Origin of the sequence: uncultured Eubacterium sp. (assembly GCF_937958975.1) — a bacterium.
Taxonomy (GTDB): domain Bacteria; phylum Bacillota; class Clostridia; order Lachnospirales; family Lachnospiraceae; genus Eubacterium_G.
Window position 1 is genome coordinate 29,355 of the sequence record NZ_CALGRE010000055.1, and the last position, 19,375, is coordinate 48,729.

Genomic DNA, 19,375 nt, shown 5'->3' on the forward strand with positions numbered 1-19,375 from the left:
CAAGATTATTGTACTATTCTAGGAGGAATCGATGAGTAAAGTTAAGCGAGTGTATGTAGAAAAGAAACAGCCATTTGCTGTTACTGCAAAAGAACTTACAGAGGACATTAAAGGATATCTGAAGATGGATGCACTAAAAGAAGTAAGAGTGCTTGTAAGATATGATGTTGAAAATCTATCGGAAGACACATATAAGACAGCATTGAATTCTGTTTTTTCAGAGCCGCCTGTTGATGATGTATACGAGGAAACATTCCCATACGACGCGGACACATCAAAAGTGTTCAGCGTAGAATATTTACCGGGACAGTTTGACCAGAGAGCAGATTCGGCAGTACAATGTGTTAAGTTTTTAAATGAAGATGAAGAGCCTGTTATCAAGACTGCTACTACCTATGTTTTAGTTGGTGATATTACAGAGGAACAGTTTGAGCAGGTTAAAAGTTATTGTATTAATCCTGTAGACTCAAGAGAGACGGGATTAGAAAAACCTGAAACATTAGTTACAGAGTTTGACGAACCGGCAGACGTGATTGTGTTTGATGGTTTTAAAGACATGGATGAAGCGCCATTAAAAGAACTTTATGATTCCCTCGGATTAGCTATGACATTTAAGGATTTTCTTCATATACAGAATTATTTTAAGAATGAAGAAGAAAGAAATCCATCCATGACAGAAATAAGAGTATTAGATACTTATTGGTCTGATCATTGTCGTCATACAACGTTTAATACAGAGCTTACGGATGTTAAGTTTGATGATGGATATTATAATGAGCCGATAGAAAAAACATATGAGAGTTATTTAGAAACAAGAAAAGATGTTTTTGGTGATAGAAAAGACAAATTTGTCTGTCTTATGGATTTGGCTTTAATTGCAATGAGGAAATTGAAAAAAGAAGGCAAGCTGGACGACCAGGAAAAGTCAGATGAAATTAACGCATGCAGCATTGTTGTTCCGGTAGAAGTGGATGGACAGATAGAGGAGTGGTTAGTAAACTTCAAAAATGAAACACATAATCATCCTACAGAAATTGAACCTTTTGGTGGAGCTGCTACATGCCTTGGCGGCGCTATCAGAGACCCATTGTCAGGACGTACTTATGTATATCAGGCTATGCGTGTTACCGGTGCAGCAGACCCTACAAAACCAATGAGCGAAACGTTGAGTGGCAAGCTTCCACAGAAAAAGCTGGTACAGGGTGCGGCAGACGGTTATAGTTCATATGGAAACCAGATTGGACTTGCTACAGGATTGGTAAAAGAGATATATCATCCTGATTATGTGGCAAAGAGAATGGAAATAGGCGCTGTTATGGGTGCGGCTCCAAGAAGAGCAGTACAGAGACTTACTTCTGACCCGGGAGATATTATTGTGCTTCTTGGTGGAAGAACAGGACGTGATGGATGTGGTGGTGCTACAGGTTCCTCCAAAATTCATACAGAAGAATCTATTGAAACCTGTGGTGCAGAAGTTCAGAAAGGTAATGCTCCGACAGAGCGTAAGTTACAGAGATTATTTAGAAGAGAAGAAGTCAGCCATATTATTAAGAAATGTAATGACTTTGGTGCAGGTGGCGTATCAGTAGCAATAGGAGAGTTGGCAGATGGACTCCATATTAATTTGGATAAGGTTCCTAAAAAATATGCAGGTCTTGATGGTACAGAGATTGCTATTTCCGAGTCACAGGAGAGAATGGCTGTAGTTGTTGATAAGAATGATGTAGAGCAATTCTTAAAATATGCCAACGAGGAAAACTTGGAGGCCACTGTTGTTGCAGAGGTAACAGAGGAACCAAGACTTGTTTTAGAGTGGAGAGGAAAAGAAATTGTAAACCTTTCAAGAGCGTTTCTTGATACAAATGGAGCACATCAGGAAACAGCTGTTGAAGTTGATATGCCGGATAGTGATAAGAATTTCTTCCATAAACCTGTTGTGAATAATGTAAAGGATAAATGGTTAGAAACTCTTTCAGATTTGAATGTGTGTTCACAGAAAGGGCTGGTGGAAAAATTTGATGGTTCTATCGGTGCGGGTTCTGTGTTTATGCCACATGGTGGAAAATATCAGAAGACAGAGACACAGACGATGGTTGCAAAACTTCCGGTATTAACCGGAAAATGTGATACTGTGACGATTATGAGTTATGGTTTTGACCCATATTTGTCAAGCTGGAGTCCATATCACGGAGCAATTTATGCAGTCGTAGATTCTATTGCAAAAGTAGTTGCCAGCGGTGGTGATTATAAAAAGATTCGCATGACTTTCCAGGAATATTTTAGAAGAATGACAGAAGACCCACGTCGTTGGAGTCAGCCATTTGCTGCACTTCTTGGCTCCTATGATGCGCAGATGGGATTTGGTCTGCCTTCTATTGGTGGTAAGGACAGTATGTCAGGAACGTTCAATGATATTGATGTTCCGCCGACACTTGTTTCCTTTGCAGTAGATGTCGCAAAAGAGCAGGACATTATTACTCCGGAATTTAAAGCCGCAGGAAATAAAATTGTTAAATTTGAAATTGTAAGAGACCAATATGAGAAACCGGTATATGATGAAGTAATGAAATTATATGACCACATTCATGACATGATTCAAAAAGGGGTTATTATTTCAGCATATGCTTTGGATAGCAAGGGTGTAATACCGGCGGTCAGCAAGATGGCATTTGGTAATAATATTGGTGTAAGTATTAGTGGAAGAATACCGGGAGCAGAATTGTTTACGCCTTCGTTTGGGGATATTGTTGCTGAAGTACCGGCAGATAAGTTGGACGATATTACGGCAAGTTATGTTCTTATCGGTGAGACGAACGATAAAGCGGTATTCGAGTATGGATATGATGTAATTCCTATGGAAGAAGCATTAAAAACTTGGGAAAAGCCATTGGAAAAAGTATTCCCAACCAGAAGCCATAAAGATACATCCTCTATAGATACACCGATTTATGATAAGGGAAGCATTTATGTATGTAAGAATAAGATAGCGAAACCTACGGTATTTATTCCTGTATTTCCGGGAACAAACTGTGAATATGATACTGCAAAGGCATTTGAAAAAGCCGGAGCTAATGTTATTACTAAAGTGTTTAAAAATCTTACACCGGAGGATATCAGAGATTCGGTTAAGATTTTTGAAGATGCTATTTCACAGTCGCAGATTATTATGTTCCCAGGTGGATTTAGTGCAGGTGATGAACCGGATGGTTCAGCAAAGTTCTTTGCCACAGCATTTAGAAATGCAAAAATAGAAGAAGCAGTGCATAAATTGTTGAATGAAAGGGATGGACTTGCCCTTGGTATTTGTAACGGCTTCCAGGCATTGATTAAGTTAGGACTTGTTCCAAATGGAAAAATCACAGGTCAGGATGCCGATGCACCGACACTTACTTATAATACAATTAACCGCCATGTATCTAAAATGGTTTATACGAAAGTTGTTTCAAACAAATCACCTTGGCTGCAGGAGGCAGAGCTTGGTGGTGTGTATGTGAATCCGGCATCTCACGGTGAGGGACGCTTTGTTGCACCGGAAAGCTGTATTAAAGAACTTTTTGCAAACGGTCAGGTTGCAACGCAGTATGTCAATGAGCAGGGACAACCTACTATGGATGAAGAGTGGAATGTGAATGGTTCATACTATGCGATTGAGGGTATTACAAGTCCGGATGGAAGATGCTTTGGTAAGATGGCTCATATAGAGAGAAAAGGTAATTCTGTTGCCATGAATATTTATGGTGAACAGGACCTTAAGGTATTTGAATCCGGTATAAAATATTTTAAATAATTCATATGACTGCTGCTTCGGCAGCAGTTTGTAAAAGTAGTTTGAATGGAGATAAAGATGAGTTACTTAAAAAGTTTAAAATGGGAAATGATATTATTTTCTCTGATGAGTATTGTCATGGGGATACTTATGTGGTTATATCCTAGTAAAATAATGACCACGGTTTGTGCTGTTCTGGCTACTATCTTGTTTGTTATGGGAGTGCGTTGTATTCTTGAGTATCGACGAAAAAATGCAATTCAGGATTTTTATAGATATGAACTTGTGGCCGGGGTTGCACTGATTGCAGGAGGTGTGGTTGTTCTTTCCTGTATGAATTTGATTTTATCTATTGTTACCTATGTGGTTGCAATTATTATTATAGTCAGTGGGCTTATGAAAATAGAAAATGCAATAGATTTAAAAAAAATGGGAAGTAATTGGATTCCACTATTGACATTTGCGATTATATGTATTTTACTGGGAGTATCAGTTTTAATGATGCCAATGAATAAAAATGATAATGGTTCGAAAACAGCAGGTGATTTCTTTATTCAATGTACAGGCATTATTTTTGCAGTTACAGGTTTTATCGATTTAATTACTACTTTAGCGATATCAGGAAAGATTAAGGAATGGACGGTAGAACAGCTCACATATAGAGCAGGGAAAGATAAAAATTAGAATTTAAAAATAGTTGACGGTCAACTTGTTATAAAAAAGAATAGAGACACTGTAAAATATAAATATGCAATGCATGTCCTCGAAAGTGTCGTTTTCTTTTTTATATAAATTAATCTCTCTTAACCCCAAGAGAGCGGGGGACTGAAGAAAAAAATAGGGTGTCGAAAGGTTTTAGACCTTTCGATACCCTATTTTTTCAGTTTTATAATGTTTCAAATTTTCTAATTACGCCAAGTCCTATAGGATATGGTCCGGTATGAACAGCAGATACAATACCGATAGCAACGTTAGTTTCGGAATTTAATTGAATATCGAGGGTTTCTTCGACTTCGTTCATAAAATGAACTCCCTCAGATTTATCATATCCATATCCCACCGATACAATAAAGTTTTCTTTTCCATTTTCATTTAGATATTTTTGGGCGGCTGATAGAACCTTGCTCTTTAGTTTATTTCTGTTTCTGCCGATTCCGCCAAGACTAATGTCTCCATCTTTCATAATAATAACGGGTTTAACATCTATTTTGCTGGCAGCAGAGGCTACCTTCCCAATACGTCCTCCCATCTGTAGATAGTCAAGGGAACCCACGGTAAAAAATATTCTTGCACTATCCATCAGTTTTTCAAGTTTTATAAGAGATTCATCTAATGAAATGCCGGCATCTCTCATTCTAACCATCTGGTCGATAATGAGTGCCTGTGTAACAGTATTTTGTTTCGAGTCAATGACTATAATTCGGGCATTTGGGTTTTCTTCTTCAATTAATCCCTTGGCATTCATTGCGGAATTATAGGAACCGCTAAAAATAAGGGTTATCGTAAAACAAACGACAGGTAACCCCTGGTCGGTAAATTGTTTGAATGTAGTATAATAGCTATCCACACTAGGAAGTGAGGTTTTAGGATATACAGAAGGGTTGGTTACCATTTTTTCATAACATTCATTTCTGGTAATATCTATTCCATCTCTATAATAATTTTCTCCGTCAAAAGAAACAGAAAGAGGCACAATTGTAATATCATGTTCTTGAGTATAATTTTGTGATAAATCACAAGCACTATCGCTGATAATTTTGTACATAGACTTTAAAAACTCCTTCATATAGTATTCAATACTACATAAGTATAGCACATATATGTTAATAATCAATATTATTTTAGCAAAATAAAAAATAAATACAGATTTTACATATATAATTATATCCACATATATAAAATAAACACACGTTTTGACCCCAATATTATTATGTGTTACAATATAAATAATACAAATTCAGAAAGAGGATTGTGAAGTGGATAAAATAAAATCATTATTAAAATATCAAAAAGAAATTGTTGAAGGGTTTGTTGTCAGTGCAATAGGCAGCTGGGCATTATGTTCTATTATCAGAGGGGCATATAAGCATGTCAGTAATGTAAGTTTTGGTGGAGCGACAAATATAATCGTTGTGCTGTGTCTTTTTGTGATTGGAATGGCATTGCTAACTATGGTATATGTACACAAGGCCAATGTGGCAAGAATTGCAATGTTTGTTTTGGTATATGTATTTACATTGTTGTGTGCTTGTGAAGGATTTAAAGTCGAGTGGACAACAGCGGAATATTATAACCAGATTGGAAATGTGTGTTTTCAAGTGATTTTATGTCTGATTACAGTGTTGGCATTTATTTATGTAAAAGAAGATATTTTTGATTTGTTTCAAGAGGTAAAAATAAGTAAAAGAACAACCAATATTATTATAGCTGTAATTGGAATCGTTATATTCGCTTTTGTCGGAATTGTGACTGTATATAGATATTTGACTTATAGCAATTCAACATTTGATTTTGGTATTTTTGCACAGATGTATGAGTATATGAAACAAAAAGGAATCATTAGTACAACGGTTGAAAGGAATTATCTGCTTTCTCATTTTGCAGTACATTTTTCACCTATATTTTATATTGCATTACCGATATATTTTATTTTTTCCGGTGCAGTAACAGTGCAATTAATACAGGCATTTATGGTGGCACTTCCGGTAATACCTATTGTTTTATTGTGCAGACATTATAAGTTATCTAACTGGATGGCGGTGGCGTTGTCATTGTTGTATGTTTTATATCCTGCAACAGCAGGTGGAACTTTGTATGATATCCACGAAAATTGTTTTATCACATTTTTCCTGTTAATGTTGGCATGGGCAGTGGAAAAAAAGAAAAATATATGGATAGCCGTTTTTGCATTATTAACATTTATGGTAAAAGAAGATGCGCCGGTGTATGTATTTATATTAGGACTTTTTTATCTGTTTTCCAGAAAGGACAAAAAACGGGGATTGTTATTAATATTGGCATCAGGAATATATTTTATGATTGCTACAGCTATTGTTAACAGTTTTGGAATGGGGATTCAGGAGTATCGATTTAAAAATTTGTATTTTACCGAAGAGGGTGGATTAATCCAGGTATTTGAAACAATGCTGGCAAATCCGGGATATCTTTTCAGTCAGATAGTAAGAAATACAACAGAGAATGGAATGGATAAAATTGGATATATTTTGTCTATGGTAGTGCCAATGGCAGCGGTACTATTTAGTGTAGGAAAAAAATACTCCAGATATATTTTGTTACTTCCGTTTATTATAATTAATTTGTTGCCTACATATCTCTATATGCATGATATTACTTTTCAGTATGATTTTAGTGTGATTGCGCTTTTTATGTATGCCATTATAATGAATGTTTCGGGCATGGAAATAAAGAAGGCGAAAACAGTTGCAACAATTTCTGTTATATGTGCAAGTATTATGTTTATGGGAAGTATTTATCAGAAGGCGCCGCACTATGTTTCAAAATATAAGAGTGATAAAGCCACGATAGAGCAGTTGGATAAGGCGCTTGATATGATTCCTGAAGACGCTTCTGTCTGTGCATCAGGATTTTTTGTTCCTCATTTATCAAAAAATCTGATAATGTATGATCAGAACCATTTGAATGGGGATGTATATACAGATTATCTCGCAGTAGATGAAAGATATGAACATGAAAAAGAAAAGTTTGTCAATATACTGTCATCCGGAAAATATGAGCAGGTATATAATGTTGAAGGAATCATCAGCATTTATCATAGAGTAGATTAAAAAATATCACATCTCTTTCCATTGTTGAAAGAGATGTGTTTTTTTGATATACTTTTAGATGGATTTTTATGCCGTTTTATAGGCAAATATATAGAAAAGATGAGGAAACATTTGTGTCGATATTGATAAAAAATGGAAGAGTATTAAATCCGTCAGAGAATTTAGATAAAGTTATGGATGTGTTAATCGAAGATGGAGTGATAAAGAAAAAGGGTTTAGATATGGAGGCATGTGCAGACAAGGTTATTGATGCCCGGGGATGTTATATAATGCCCGGACTAATTGATTTACATGTGCATTTCAGGGACCCGGGATTAACATATAAAGAAGATATTGAAACAGGAAGCAGGGCGGCAGCAAAAGGGGGATTTACAACGGTGTGCTGTATGCCGAATACAAAACCGGTAGTTGATAACGCAGATACCGTAAGATATATTATTGAAAAGTCAAGAGGCATAGGTCTTACAAATGTTCTTCCGGTGGGGGCAGTAACAAAATTCATGCAGGGAAAAGAAATTACCGATGTGGATGAGTTAAAGATAGCGGGAATCTGTGCCATTAGTGAAGATGGAAAGTCTGTTATGGACTCAGGAGTTTACAGACAGGCGATGAAAAATGCTGCAAAGGCAGGCATTGCGGTGATGGCACACTGTGAGGATATCAATCTTGTCGAGGGTGGTGTTATCAATCTAGGCGAAAAGTCAGAGCAGCTGGGCGTAAAAGGTATCAGTAATGCGGTGGAGGACGTGATTGCTTTGAGAGATATTTTGCTGGCAAGAGAGACAGGAGCCACATTACATCTCTGTCATTGTTCTACAAAGGATAGTGTGGAAATGGTCAGACAGGCAAAATCTGAAGGAGTTAAAGTGACCGCAGAGGTGTGTCCGCATCATTTTTCTATGTGCACAGATGATATCACAGGAAATGATGGAAACTTCAAAATGAATCCTCCATTGAGAGCTAGAGAAGATATGGAAGCTTTAATCAGGGGATTAAGTGAAGATATTATGGATGTGATTTCTACAGACCATGCACCGCACAGCGCAGAAGAAAAGGCAAAAGATTTGGAACATGCACCGTTTGGCATTGTAGGACTTGAAACATCTGTGGCACTTACAATCACAAATTTAGTAAAAAAAGGATATATTACACCGCTTCAGATGGCAGCCAAAATGAGTTTTAATCCGGCAAGGGTTCTTGGAATCGATAAAGGAACATTGGACGAGGGAGCAGTTGCGGATGTGACAATTATCAATCCGGATAAGGAATATGTGATTGATGTGGAGGAGTTTGTTTCCAAAGGAAAGAATACACCATTTAATGGTTATAAAGTATTTGGCGAAGTGGAGTATACCATTATGAATGGAGATATTGTATATCAGAAATAAAATAAATACTATTGAAAAGAGAGGAAAAAAATATGATTAACAAATTAGTGGAAAAGATTAAGAAAACAAATGCACCTGTAGTCGTGGGATTAGACCCGATGATGAGTTATATACCGGAATATATTGTAAAAAATACATTTAAGGAATATGGAGAGACATTAGAGGGAGCGGCAGAGGCAATATGGCAGTATAATAAAGGAATTATTGACACTACATATGATTTGATTCCGGCTGTAAAACCACAGATTGCGATGTATGAGCAGTTTGGTGTTCCGGGACTTATGGCTTTCCAGAAGACAGTAGATTATGCAAAAGAAAAAGACCTCGTAGTTATTGGTGATGTGAAGCGTGGAGATATTGGCTCAACATCATCAGCTTATGCCACAGGACATCTTGGAAAAGTTCAGGTCGGAAGTAAAACTTATTCATTGTTTGATGAAGACTTTGCCACAGTAAATCCATATTTGGGAACCGATGGAATCAAACCGTTTATCGATGTGTGTAAAGAAGAAAATAAGGGATTATTTATTTTGGTAAAGACATCCAATCCATCCAGCGGGGAATTTCAGGACAGATTAATTGACGGAAGACCATTGTATGAGTGGGTAGGTGAACAGGTTGCAAAATGGGGAGAAGAGCATATGGGAGAAAACTATAGTTATATTGGCGCTGTCGTGGGGGCTACATATCCGGAAATGGGGAAAGTTCTCAGAAAAGTTATGCCAAAGAGTTATATATTAGTACCGGGCTATGGTGCCCAGGGTGGTACGGCAGAAGGGTTAAAACCTTATTTCAATGAGGATGGACTTGGAGCTATCGTAAATTCTTCCAGAGGCATTATTTGTGCATATAAACAGGAGCAGTATGCTAAGTTTGGGGAACTTAATTATGCAGATGCATCCCGCCAGGCGGTCATTGATATGATAGAAGATATTAACTCAATTTTTTAGTGAAGAATTGTGTATCAGGAATGAAAAGAGATAAATGTAAAGGAATGAATTTTATGAGACAAAAGGAAGTGGCGACAGTAGTGAGCCAGAAATGCATTGGCACAGGCGTATATAGTATGATAATAAAAACAGAGGCAGCAAATGAGGCAGTTGCAGGGCAGTTTGTTTCAATTTATTGTAAGGATAAGACAAAATTATTGCCAAGGCCTATTAGTATTTGCCAGATAAATAGGGAAGATGGAACGATTAGAATTGTTTATCGTGTTGTAGGCGGTGGAACGGAAGAAATGTCTGCATATAGGGCAGGAGATTCGATTGAATTGATTGGACCTTTAGGCAATGGATTTATGCAGAGAGAAAATAAAAAGGCAATATTAATCGGTGGAGGTATTGGCATTCCACCTATGGTTGGTCTGGCAGAGGCGCTTAAAGACAAAGCAGAGGTACAGATTATAGCGGGATATCGTGATGAACTCTTTTTGACAGAAGAATTACAAAACAGCGGAAACCTTTATATTGCTACAGAGGATGGCAGTGTGGGAACGAAAGGAACTGTAATAGATGCTATCAGGGAACAGAATATAGAGGGTACTGTTATTTATGCATGTGGACCAACTCCTATGCTAAGAGCAATTAAGGAGTATGCAATAAAGAATAATATTGAATGTCAGCTCTCTTTAGAGGAGAGAATGGCATGTGGGATTGGGGCATGTCTGGCATGTGTTTGCAAATCAAAGGAAAAGGACCATCATACAAATGTGAACAATAAGCGGATTTGCAAAGATGGTCCGGTATTTATGGCAGAGGAGGTTGAACTGTAATGAATACAAAGGTTAATATTGCGGGTGTGGAGTTTAAAAATCCGGTGATGGTTGCCTCCGGAACATTTGGGTCCGGTGCGGAATATGGAGAGTTTGTTGATTTGAATAGATTAGGGGCTGTTGTTACTAAGGGTGTGGCAAATGTTCCCTGGGAGGGGAATCCGACACCTCGAATCGCAGAGACTTACGGTGGAATGTTGAATGCAGTAGGGCTTCAAAATCCCGGATATGATTTGTTTGCAAAAAGAGATATTCCATATTTGCAGGATTATGACACAAATATTATTGTAAATGTATGCGGTAGAACTACGCAGGACTATATAGATGTGGTTGAAAAATTGGGACATGAAGATGTAGATATGTTAGAAATTAATATTTCGTGTCCAAATGTAAAACATGGTGGAATCGCTTTTGGACAAGACCCGAAATCAGTGGAAAATATAACAAGAGAAGTAAAGAAAGTGGCAAAGCAGCCGGTGATTATGAAACTCAGTCCGAACGTTACGGATATTACAGAGATGGCAAGAGCGGCAGAGGCAGGTGGAGCAGATGCACTCTCACTGATTAATACACTGACAGGTATGCAGATAGATGTGGAGAGGCAGAAATTTGTTCTGGCAAATAAAACAGGAGGACTTTCCGGTCCTGCAATAAAACCGGTGGCAGTCCGAATGGTATATCAGGTGGCGAACACTGTGAAGGTACCGGTTATCGGTATGGGAGGAATTACAAATGCCAAAGATGCGATAGAGTTTATATTGGCGGGTGCCACGGCAGTATCTATCGGTACGGCAAATTTTAATAACCCCAACACAACAATAGAGGTTATAGAGGGAATAGAAGATTACATGAGAAGACATGCGGTTAATGATGTTAACAGTCTGGTCGGAATTGTAAAATAATTAAACAGAGTTAGGTGAGTTAAATGAGTAAAATTTCATTAATTATCCCATGTTATAATGAAGAAGAAGCTTTGGGGTACCTATATAAAGAATTAAATCGTGTTACTGAGATAATGTCAAAGTATGAGTTTGAATTTTTGTTCGTCAATGACGGTTCAAAGGATAAGACGCTTGACCTTTTAAAAAGTTATGCAAAAGAGGATTCTCGTGTCATATTTTTATCTCTCTCAAGAAATTTTGGAAAAGAGGCGGCTATGTATGCGGGATTTTGCAATGCAGCAGGTGATTATGTGGCTGTTATGGACGCAGATATGCAGGACCCGCCATCGCTTTTACCGGAGATGATGTCGTATCTCGAAAGCGGAGAGTATGACAGTGTCGCTACAAGAAGGGTGACGAGGCAGGGCGAGCCTAAAATTCGTTCATTTTTTGCCAGAAAATTCTATAAATTAATTAATCGTATATCGGATGCCGATATTGTAGACGGTGCGAGGGATTTTAGACTGATGACCAGAAATATGGTAGAGGCTATTATAAGAATCGGAGAGCAGAATCGGTTTTCAAAGGGGATTTTTGGCTGGATTGGATTTCGAACAAAATGGCTTCCTTTCGAAAATGTGGAGAGGGTAGCCGGAGAGACGAAGTGGAGCTTTTGGGGACTATTAAAATATTCTATTGATGGAATTGTTAACTTTTCACAGGCGCCATTACAGATTGCATCATTGGTAGGTTTATTGTTTACGTTTATATCTTTTATAGCAATTATTTTTATTATGTTGAGGAAGTGGATTTGGGGTGACCCTGTTTCCGGATGGCCGTCATTGGCATGTATTATTACTTTTATTGGCGGGATTCAACTGTTTTGTATGGGAATTATTGGTCAGTATCTGGCAAAGACATATATGGAAGTTAAGGGTAGACCGCATTATATTATTGGTGAAACCAATAGTGAGCAGGTAAAAAAGATAGGTTAGCATTAATAAATGTTAAATAGATATGGGAGACTACGAATTTTTTCGCAGTCTCCTATTTTAAAATTATTCAGTTGTTGTTTCAGGACATATTGCCGGATTATGTAAAAAATATTATAGTTTTAGACAGCATTGCAGGATTTGTCTGCTGTACAAAGTGTCAAGAATCTTCCCTATAAATTATAATATCTGCTACATCACAATGAAGAATTGTGCATAGTTGATTTAATGTATTGACGGTAACGCTTTTACCGTGTTTTATGGCATAATATGTCGAGCGAGGAAACCCTCGCTTAGAAAGTTCGTAAGAACTAATCTTTCTTTGTTTCATAGTTTGAAAAAGTGGTTCATAGCTAATCATAATTCACCTCATGTAATAATTATATGAGTATACTCGGATAATGAAAATGTACGAAAAATCGTGCATATTTTATTCATTGTTATCGTCGATGTATTCCATAATTTCGGAGACAGAACAATTTAATATTCTGCAAAGCTGGTTGATTGTATTCGTACTAATGCTATTTCCTTGACGTATGGAATAATAAGTTGCCTTTGAAAAGCCCTTTTTAAACAAAACATAGGAAGTTATTCTTTTTTCGGACATAGTTTTATATAGTGGTGCGTAGCTTATCATATATTTCCCCTTTCGTTTAACGTATAAACAAGAAATAGTATAAATTCCTGTTTGACGAAACTGTTACTAAAATAATTTTAAAATTATACTCGGATATTGAAAATGTACGAATATCCGAGTATAATACTATATACATAAGTTTAGATTACATAATAGAAAGGGGAATATAGGTAGATTACTAAAAGAAATAGTGCTAAAGCAAAGATATTTCTGTAATATTTAGTAAAATACTTAGGAGATAAAAATGAGTGAGATAAAAGAATTGTTAAAATTAGCGGCGGATAGTATGAAAAATCGTACATTAGATGAATTATTGAAGAATGATATTGAATATCAGAAGAGAACTGAAGAAGTAAAAGAAGCTACACGGTTATTTAAAGAACTTAACCTTACTGAAGAACAGAGAAATGTAGTGGAGACATTAATTGCAAGAGAGAATGAAAGAAAATATGATTCTACAGTAAATGCTTATATGGCTGGTATGCTGGATGCGTATGAGATATTGAAAATGTTTAATCTTACCAGAGAATAATTGTTAGAAATGTATTAAAAAGTTTTTTCATCTTCATAGTATATGGAGAATAAAAATCCCTGCGAGAGTTCATGTATAAAGAACTCTTGATAGGGATTTTATTTTTTGTAAAAAGGCAGTGGAATATGAGATATAAAACTTTTAAAAGAAGATAAATTGTGATATTATACATATATAGTTTTTTATGTGTTAATTTTTTTTACACATTAATGGTATCGATAACATAAACAAAAAAGGAGGAAAAGTTTAATGAGCGGAAAAAATAAGTTTATAAAGAAATTTGTAAGTTTTGCAGCTGTGGTGGCATTATTGTTGGGACAAGTAAATTATGGTTATGCTGTGGAGACTGAAAAAATTTTAACACAGCAGAGCAATGATGATACGATGGTAGGAAGTGTAAAGGTACAGGGAGATAAAGATTTTGACTGTGACACTTTAAGAAATAGTGATAGTGACCAGTGGAGATGGATCAGTTATCCGGAAAGCCGTATGGAAATGAATTACCAGGCAAGAGCTACGGAAACTGCCAAATATGATGGTGGAATGAATCTGAATATGGTTGTACTGGTAAATGGTATTCAGAAAAAAAACAATGTGCATAAGATTCAGATGGGACCAAAGGATGGAGTGGCAGGAGATTTCAATGAGGGTTCCTTAAAAGTAGCCTGGTATCCATATAAGTTGACAGCAGAGGCAACCTATTCCAAAGGAAAAGTATATATGGACGAATTCTTTGCAGATAAGAATACATACATTCGTTTGATAGATGTGACAGAAGCAAAAGATGCAAAGATGAAGATGTCAGCGAGAAGAACAGGAATCTCTCGAGTGGGAAATGATTTAGTTATTGATGAAAATCATGATTGGATGGTATTGAAGTTCTTAAAACTGAATGAACAGGGAGAGGTTGTAGGACAGTACACACCGGTTATTAATGGGGATGATTGGTATGTTGAGACCACATTTGACAGTGAACATGCAAAATTAGCATTTTCGTTGACAATGTTACCAAAGAACGTTAAAGATAACAGTAAAGAGAGTACACAGGAATTAGCGGACAAAACAGTTGGACAGGGAACAAATATTAATAAATTACTTCTGAATACAAAAAAATTCTGGGATGAAAAGCTTGGAAAGGTTCCGGTACCTGAGAATTTTGGCTTTTCGGGAAATAGAACAAATGGGACAATATCAGCAGAGAAACATAGAAAATCGTTCTATGCAGCGTGGGCTTTTCAGTATCAGAACATCGTAGAACCTACGCCGGAAAAGGGATATAACTATTATCAGGTTACGTTGGGAAAAGCATCTACATGGGGTAGTGGTTCTGCTTCCGCACCAAATAGCTGTTCATGGGAATCTTTGTTTAATATTCAGGAGTTATCCTATGTAGAACCGGAAATTGCATGGGATGCAATGAAAGGATTTATATATAGTATTGATGATAATGGAATTTTGGATGGTGAATGTCTCCCGTCACAGAAGGCTCATACAACATGGTTGTGTTATAGAAATATGATTAAAGAATTTCCAGAACGGGAAGAAGAATTAAACAGTGAACTGAATTCTTTATATGCATATATTTATAAATATTTAGTATGGAGAGCTGATAACCCAAGATGGATTTACGGAAATGAAAATTTTAAAAACGAAAAAGATATTTCCTTTGTGACCCAGTGGTACAGTGATGTGGATTATGCAATTAAGATTGCAGAAAAATTAGGAAAATATAATGATGTTGCAAATTATGAGAGAATGAAAGCAGCCATGGGCGAAAATGCAAGAAAATGGTTTTTTGCAGAGTACGATACCAGTCAGCCGGATTCTAGAAACAACAGAATTAAAGCTTTCTGTTTCTTAAACGATAATGGAACAAACAGCTATAGCTGGCCTGGTTCCAGTCATAATGCAACGAGTGATGAAGCACTGAATTATGTTTATGAAGCATTGCTTGCTGAATTTCCAAAGGATTTGACAGATAAGTTAGTACATAGTTATCTGGCATTTACCGACGGACATGAAGAGGAGCCGTTATTGGGCTTCAAGTTTTATAAATATGGTGACGGTTGTCATACTGCATATGGTTTGTTAGAAAAAGAGTTAGAGTATCCTGAATTGTCAGGAAAATGGAAAGATTATATCAATGCAGTATTGGCGAACGCTATTAAAAATGTGGATTTTGCTGAGTGTTTGAGAGTATCGGGAGACAGTACCCATTTAGAAGGAGTAGAACCATCTTCATTTAATGCGTCTGCAGTTATAGATTATACATATATGATGAATGGGATGCGTATTGATTTAGGTGATTTTGTTGCTATAGGCGGAGATGATTTGGTCAAGACAAAGAAAACAGATGTAGATGTTTATACATTAAAGGGAGTAAAACCACAACTTCCAAAGATGACGAAAGTAAGTTGTCAGGGAGTAGAACAGTATGCACTGGTTGTTTGGCCGGATGTAAAGGAGACACAGTATGACGGAGATAAAAAGAGTTTCACTGTGGAGGGGAAAATATATGGAACGGATATTAAAGTAACAGCTAAAGTTCATGTATATACGAATGTGGCATTAAATAAAAATGCCACTGCCGGAAGTAGAAGCAGTGAAGCAGGAAAGGCTGTAGATGGAAATTTATCCACAAGATGGGGAGATTCTGAGTGGTCAAATGAGCATTGGTTCCAGGTAGATTTGGGAAAAAGATATGCTTTAAAAGCATTGTCAATTTCATATGAGGTTTCATATGCGAAAGATTTTGAGGTTAAGATTTCTGAAGATGGAAGAAAATGGAGAACGATTAGAACAGTAACTAACAATGAAACGTTAGATTGGAATTATATTTTTGATGAGCCGGTATATGCCTCCTACATAAGGATTGATGCATCCAAAACATCCAATGAGGAGTGGGGATTTTCTATCTGGGAATTGGGAGTCTATGGACAGGAAGAATATGAGAATGTGGCATTAGATAAAAGAGCGACTGCCGGAAGCAAAAGTGATGAAGCAGGAAAGGCGGTTGATGGAGATATATCTACAAGATGGGGAGATTCTGCGTGGTCAAAGGAACATTGGTTCCAGGTGGATTTAGGAAATGAATATTTTTTGAAATCCATAAAAATTGCATTTGAAGAATCATATGCCAAGGATTTTGTAATTAAAGTTTCAAATAATGGAGTGAATTGGAAAACAGTAAAAATTGTGTCAGATAATAATGTACTCGATTGGAGTTATAACTTTGATGAACCGATATGTGCATCTTATATAAGAATTGATGCATCTAGAACATCTAATGAGGAATGGGGATTTTCTATTTGGGAATTTGAAGCCTATGGAAAAGAAGAAATTGTTTCTATCAGTAATGATATTGCTATTACAGGCTATCAGATGACTTCTGCTTTAAATAATATAGATGGAAACATGGGATTTAGAACTGTATATCAGGCAGAACCTCAAATTGATGGACAAACAGCTACACAGGTCGGACTGGTGTATGGACTGGTGTATGGTGATAATCCAATAACAAAAAAGGATGTAGTTTATGATTCTGATAATCCGTATGTGCGGCAGCATACGGCAACAGAAAATGGAAAATCACCAACGGTTATGGGAGATTCTGACACGGCATCCTATTATGTACTTACTATGGATTGTGGAAATGGAACAGGAAGTGGTAATGTTTCTGTAAATGCGTATACCACACAATATTATGTCCGTGCATATGCCAAATTAAAAGATGGAAGTATTGTATATAGCAAGGTGAAAGCATTTACAATATATGATGTGGCAGATTTTCTTTATCAGAATCAATTTGTGAAGAATAAACATACATTTGATTGTTTGTATCAGAAAATATTAAGACCTGTAAATAGTGACTATGAAGAAAGACAGTTTAATTGGAGCAGCATTATTGTAAAATAAAAAATAAGTGATAAAGGTCGAATCTGAGGGGAACTTTGGATTCGGCCTTTTGTGAAATAGATGTATGAAACAGATTGTGCAAGTTATCTTTTCGTGATAATATAAAATAGTTATTTAATGACTATAAAGGAGATGGATAAGAATGGAAAATTATAAGCAGGAATTTATAGAATTTATGGTAGAAAGTGATGTATTGAAATTTGGAGAATTTACTTTAAAAAGCGGAAGGAAGTCTCCATTTTTTATGAATGCAGGTCTGTATGTGACAGGAACTCAGCTTCATAAACTGGGACAGTATTATGCCAAGGCTATCCACGACCATTATGGGGAAGATTTTGATATATTATTTGGACCGGCATACAAAGGGATTCCTATCGGAGTCGCTACATGTATAGCTTTTTCAGAGCTATATGGAAAAGAAATTAAATATTGTTCTAATAGAAAGGAAGCAAAGGACCATGGAGATGCCGGGATACTTCTTGGAAGTCCTATAAAGGATGGGGACAAGGTTGTTATTATAGAGGATGTAACAACGTCCGGTAAGTCTATCGAGGAGACATTTCCTATTATTAAGGCACAGGGGGATGTAGAGATACTTGGCTTAATGGTTTCTTTGAATAGGATGGAGAAGGGACGTGACAGTGACAAGAGTGCACTTTTAGAAATACAGGAAAAGTACGGATTTAAAGCGAATGCAATTGTGTCTATGGCGGAGGTAGTAGAACACCTTTATAATAAAGAATGTAATGGCAAGGTTGTAATAGACGATGAGATAAAGTCAGCGATTGATAAGTATTATGAGCAGTACGGTGCGAAATAGTCAGGAGAATCAAAGTGGCGAAGACAGAAATAAAAGTCAGAGTTTTTGGCAGAATATTTTTTGTACTCTATATGATATTGGCATTGTATTTTATGTTCTTTTCTGAGACACTGGATAGGACAAGGGTCAGTGATGAATATAGATATAATCTTACTCTTTTTAAAGAGATTAATAGATTTTGGAACATGAGATATACTTATGGATGGCATATTACAATTGTTAATTTACTTGGAAATGTAGTCTGCTTTATGCCTTTTGGATTTTTGCTGCCAACTATTTCAAGAAAAAGGGTATTAAAAAATGTTGTAAGTGTGACATTTTTTGCTATGCTTTTTAGTACAGGAATAGAAACGGCACAGTTAATTTCTAAAGTTGGAGCGTTTGATGTGGATGATATATTTTTAAACACATTGGGTGGATTTTTAGGTTATGTGTCAATGAAACTTACAAAAGTGCGGAAACATATATAGCAGAGTGGCAATATAAATTATTGAAGGTAAATATAAGTGAAAAAAAATAAGAAGATTAGATTAGAAGAAAAAGAAGATAAAAAGGCAAAAAAAATTCCTTTAAGCAAATATACCAGGGGAGGAAAGTCTTCCTCGTTAATTGCATTGGAAAGTTTTTTGGTTATTGTGTTATCTGTCTCCATTTCCGTTGCAATGAAAGGAAAGGCGGGAATATATGTGGGAATATTAATGTTGTTTGCGTTTGCAACTTCCATTGCAGGATTTGTGATAGGAATTAACAGTTTTAGAGAAGAAAACAAGTTTATGAGATACACATACATTGGAACAATTGCCAATGCAGTAATCTGGATTGCGATTCTTGGTATGTATTTAATTTATATATAAGCAGAGGTATTAG

General features: G+C 36.4%; 16 protein-coding genes. 13 read left to right on the forward strand and 3 right to left on the reverse strand.

Translation table 11 applies throughout. The features are described 5' to 3' along the window. The first annotated feature begins 31 nt into the window (after nt 1-31). Complete coding sequence (locus Q5O86_RS10305) at nt 32-3,787, forward strand: phosphoribosylformylglycinamidine synthase (RefSeq protein WP_302627063.1); 3,756 nt, start codon at nt 32-34, stop codon at nt 3,785-3,787. A 57-nt stretch (nt 3,788-3,844) separates the two neighbouring features. Beyond that, complete coding sequence (locus Q5O86_RS10310) at nt 3,845-4,450, forward strand: HdeD family acid-resistance protein (protein WP_302627064.1); 606 nt, start codon at nt 3,845-3,847, stop codon at nt 4,448-4,450. Between the two features lie 202 nt (nt 4,451-4,652). Here the strand turns inward: Q5O86_RS10310 and Q5O86_RS10315 are convergent, their stop codons facing one another. Beyond that, entirely contained in the window at nt 4,653-5,531 is an 879-nt protein-coding gene (locus Q5O86_RS10315; RefSeq protein ID WP_302627065.1) for a DegV family protein, read from the reverse strand. Nucleotides 5,532-5,742: 211 nt separating this feature from the next. Between Q5O86_RS10315 and Q5O86_RS10320 the strand changes: the two genes are divergently transcribed. The 6 genes from Q5O86_RS10320 to Q5O86_RS10345 all read left to right on the forward strand — a co-directional run bounded on the left by Q5O86_RS10320 (nt 5,743) and on the right by Q5O86_RS10345 (nt 12,607). Beyond that, a complete protein-coding gene (locus Q5O86_RS10320) occupies nt 5,743-7,572 on the forward strand; it encodes a DUF2079 domain-containing protein (protein ID WP_302627066.1) in 1,830 nt (609 codons plus the stop codon). A 113-nt stretch (nt 7,573-7,685) separates the two neighbouring features. Then, the gene (locus tag Q5O86_RS10325; protein ID WP_302627067.1) at nt 7,686-8,960 is read left to right on the forward strand and encodes a dihydroorotase; all 1,275 of its coding nucleotides are present in this window, start codon (nt 7,686-7,688) and stop codon (nt 8,958-8,960) included. A 32-nt stretch (nt 8,961-8,992) separates the two neighbouring features. Further along, nucleotides 8,993-9,910, forward strand: coding sequence for an orotidine-5'-phosphate decarboxylase (gene pyrF, locus Q5O86_RS10330; RefSeq protein ID WP_302627068.1), 918 nt, complete (start codon nt 8,993-8,995; stop codon nt 9,908-9,910). Between the two features lie 53 nt (nt 9,911-9,963). Continuing rightward, the gene (locus Q5O86_RS10335) at nt 9,964-10,731 is read left to right on the forward strand and encodes a dihydroorotate dehydrogenase electron transfer subunit (protein ID WP_302627069.1); all 768 of its coding nucleotides are present in this window, start codon (nt 9,964-9,966) and stop codon (nt 10,729-10,731) included. Then, on the forward strand, nt 10,731-11,633 hold the full coding sequence (locus Q5O86_RS10340; protein ID WP_302627070.1) for a dihydroorotate dehydrogenase: 903 nt from the start codon (nt 10,731-10,733) through the stop codon (nt 11,631-11,633). The genes Q5O86_RS10335 and Q5O86_RS10340 overlap by 1 nt, the downstream gene beginning before the upstream one ends. Nucleotides 11,634-11,656: 23 nt before the next feature. Beyond that, the gene (locus Q5O86_RS10345; protein ID WP_302627071.1) at nt 11,657-12,607 is read left to right on the forward strand and encodes a glycosyltransferase family 2 protein; all 951 of its coding nucleotides are present in this window, start codon (nt 11,657-11,659) and stop codon (nt 12,605-12,607) included. Between the two features lie 157 nt (nt 12,608-12,764). Here the strand turns inward: Q5O86_RS10345 and Q5O86_RS10350 are convergent, their stop codons facing one another. Together Q5O86_RS10350 and Q5O86_RS10355 are read right to left on the reverse strand one after the other, a co-directional pair. After that, the gene (locus Q5O86_RS10350; RefSeq protein ID WP_368074772.1) at nt 12,765-12,965 is read right to left on the reverse strand and encodes a helix-turn-helix domain-containing protein; all 201 of its coding nucleotides are present in this window, start codon (nt 12,963-12,965) and stop codon (nt 12,765-12,767) included. 69 nt (nt 12,966-13,034) lie between these two features. Beyond that, nucleotides 13,035-13,241: a helix-turn-helix domain-containing protein gene (locus Q5O86_RS10355; protein ID WP_368074773.1), complete on the reverse strand. Its 207-nt coding sequence runs from the start codon at nt 13,239-13,241 to the stop codon at nt 13,035-13,037. Between the two features lie 244 nt (nt 13,242-13,485). Between Q5O86_RS10355 and Q5O86_RS10360 the strand changes: the two genes are divergently transcribed. The 5 genes from Q5O86_RS10360 (at nt 13,486) to Q5O86_RS10380 (ending at nt 19,362) form a co-directional block, all read left to right on the forward strand. Next, nucleotides 13,486-13,773: a hypothetical protein gene (locus Q5O86_RS10360; protein ID WP_302627072.1), complete on the forward strand. Its 288-nt coding sequence runs from the start codon at nt 13,486-13,488 to the stop codon at nt 13,771-13,773. Between the two features lie 249 nt (nt 13,774-14,022). Beyond that, nucleotides 14,023-17,688 carry a discoidin domain-containing protein gene (locus Q5O86_RS10365; protein WP_302627073.1) on the forward strand — a complete coding sequence of 1,222 codons (3,666 nt, stop codon included), beginning with the start codon at nt 14,023-14,025 and terminating at the stop codon, nt 17,686-17,688. A gap of 142 nt (nt 17,689-17,830) precedes the next feature. After that, nucleotides 17,831-18,508, forward strand: a complete 678-nt coding sequence (gene pyrE / locus Q5O86_RS10370) for an orotate phosphoribosyltransferase (protein ID WP_302627074.1) — start codon at nt 17,831-17,833, stop codon at nt 18,506-18,508. Between the two features lie 14 nt (nt 18,509-18,522). Continuing rightward, nucleotides 18,523-18,978 (forward strand): VanZ family protein, encoded by a 456-nt coding sequence (locus Q5O86_RS10375; protein WP_302627075.1) that lies wholly within the window; start codon nt 18,523-18,525, stop codon nt 18,976-18,978. A 36-nt stretch (nt 18,979-19,014) separates the two neighbouring features. Next, entirely contained in the window at nt 19,015-19,362 is a 348-nt protein-coding gene (locus Q5O86_RS10380) for a hypothetical protein (protein WP_302627076.1), read from the forward strand. Nucleotides 19,363-19,375: the final 13 nt, after the last annotated feature.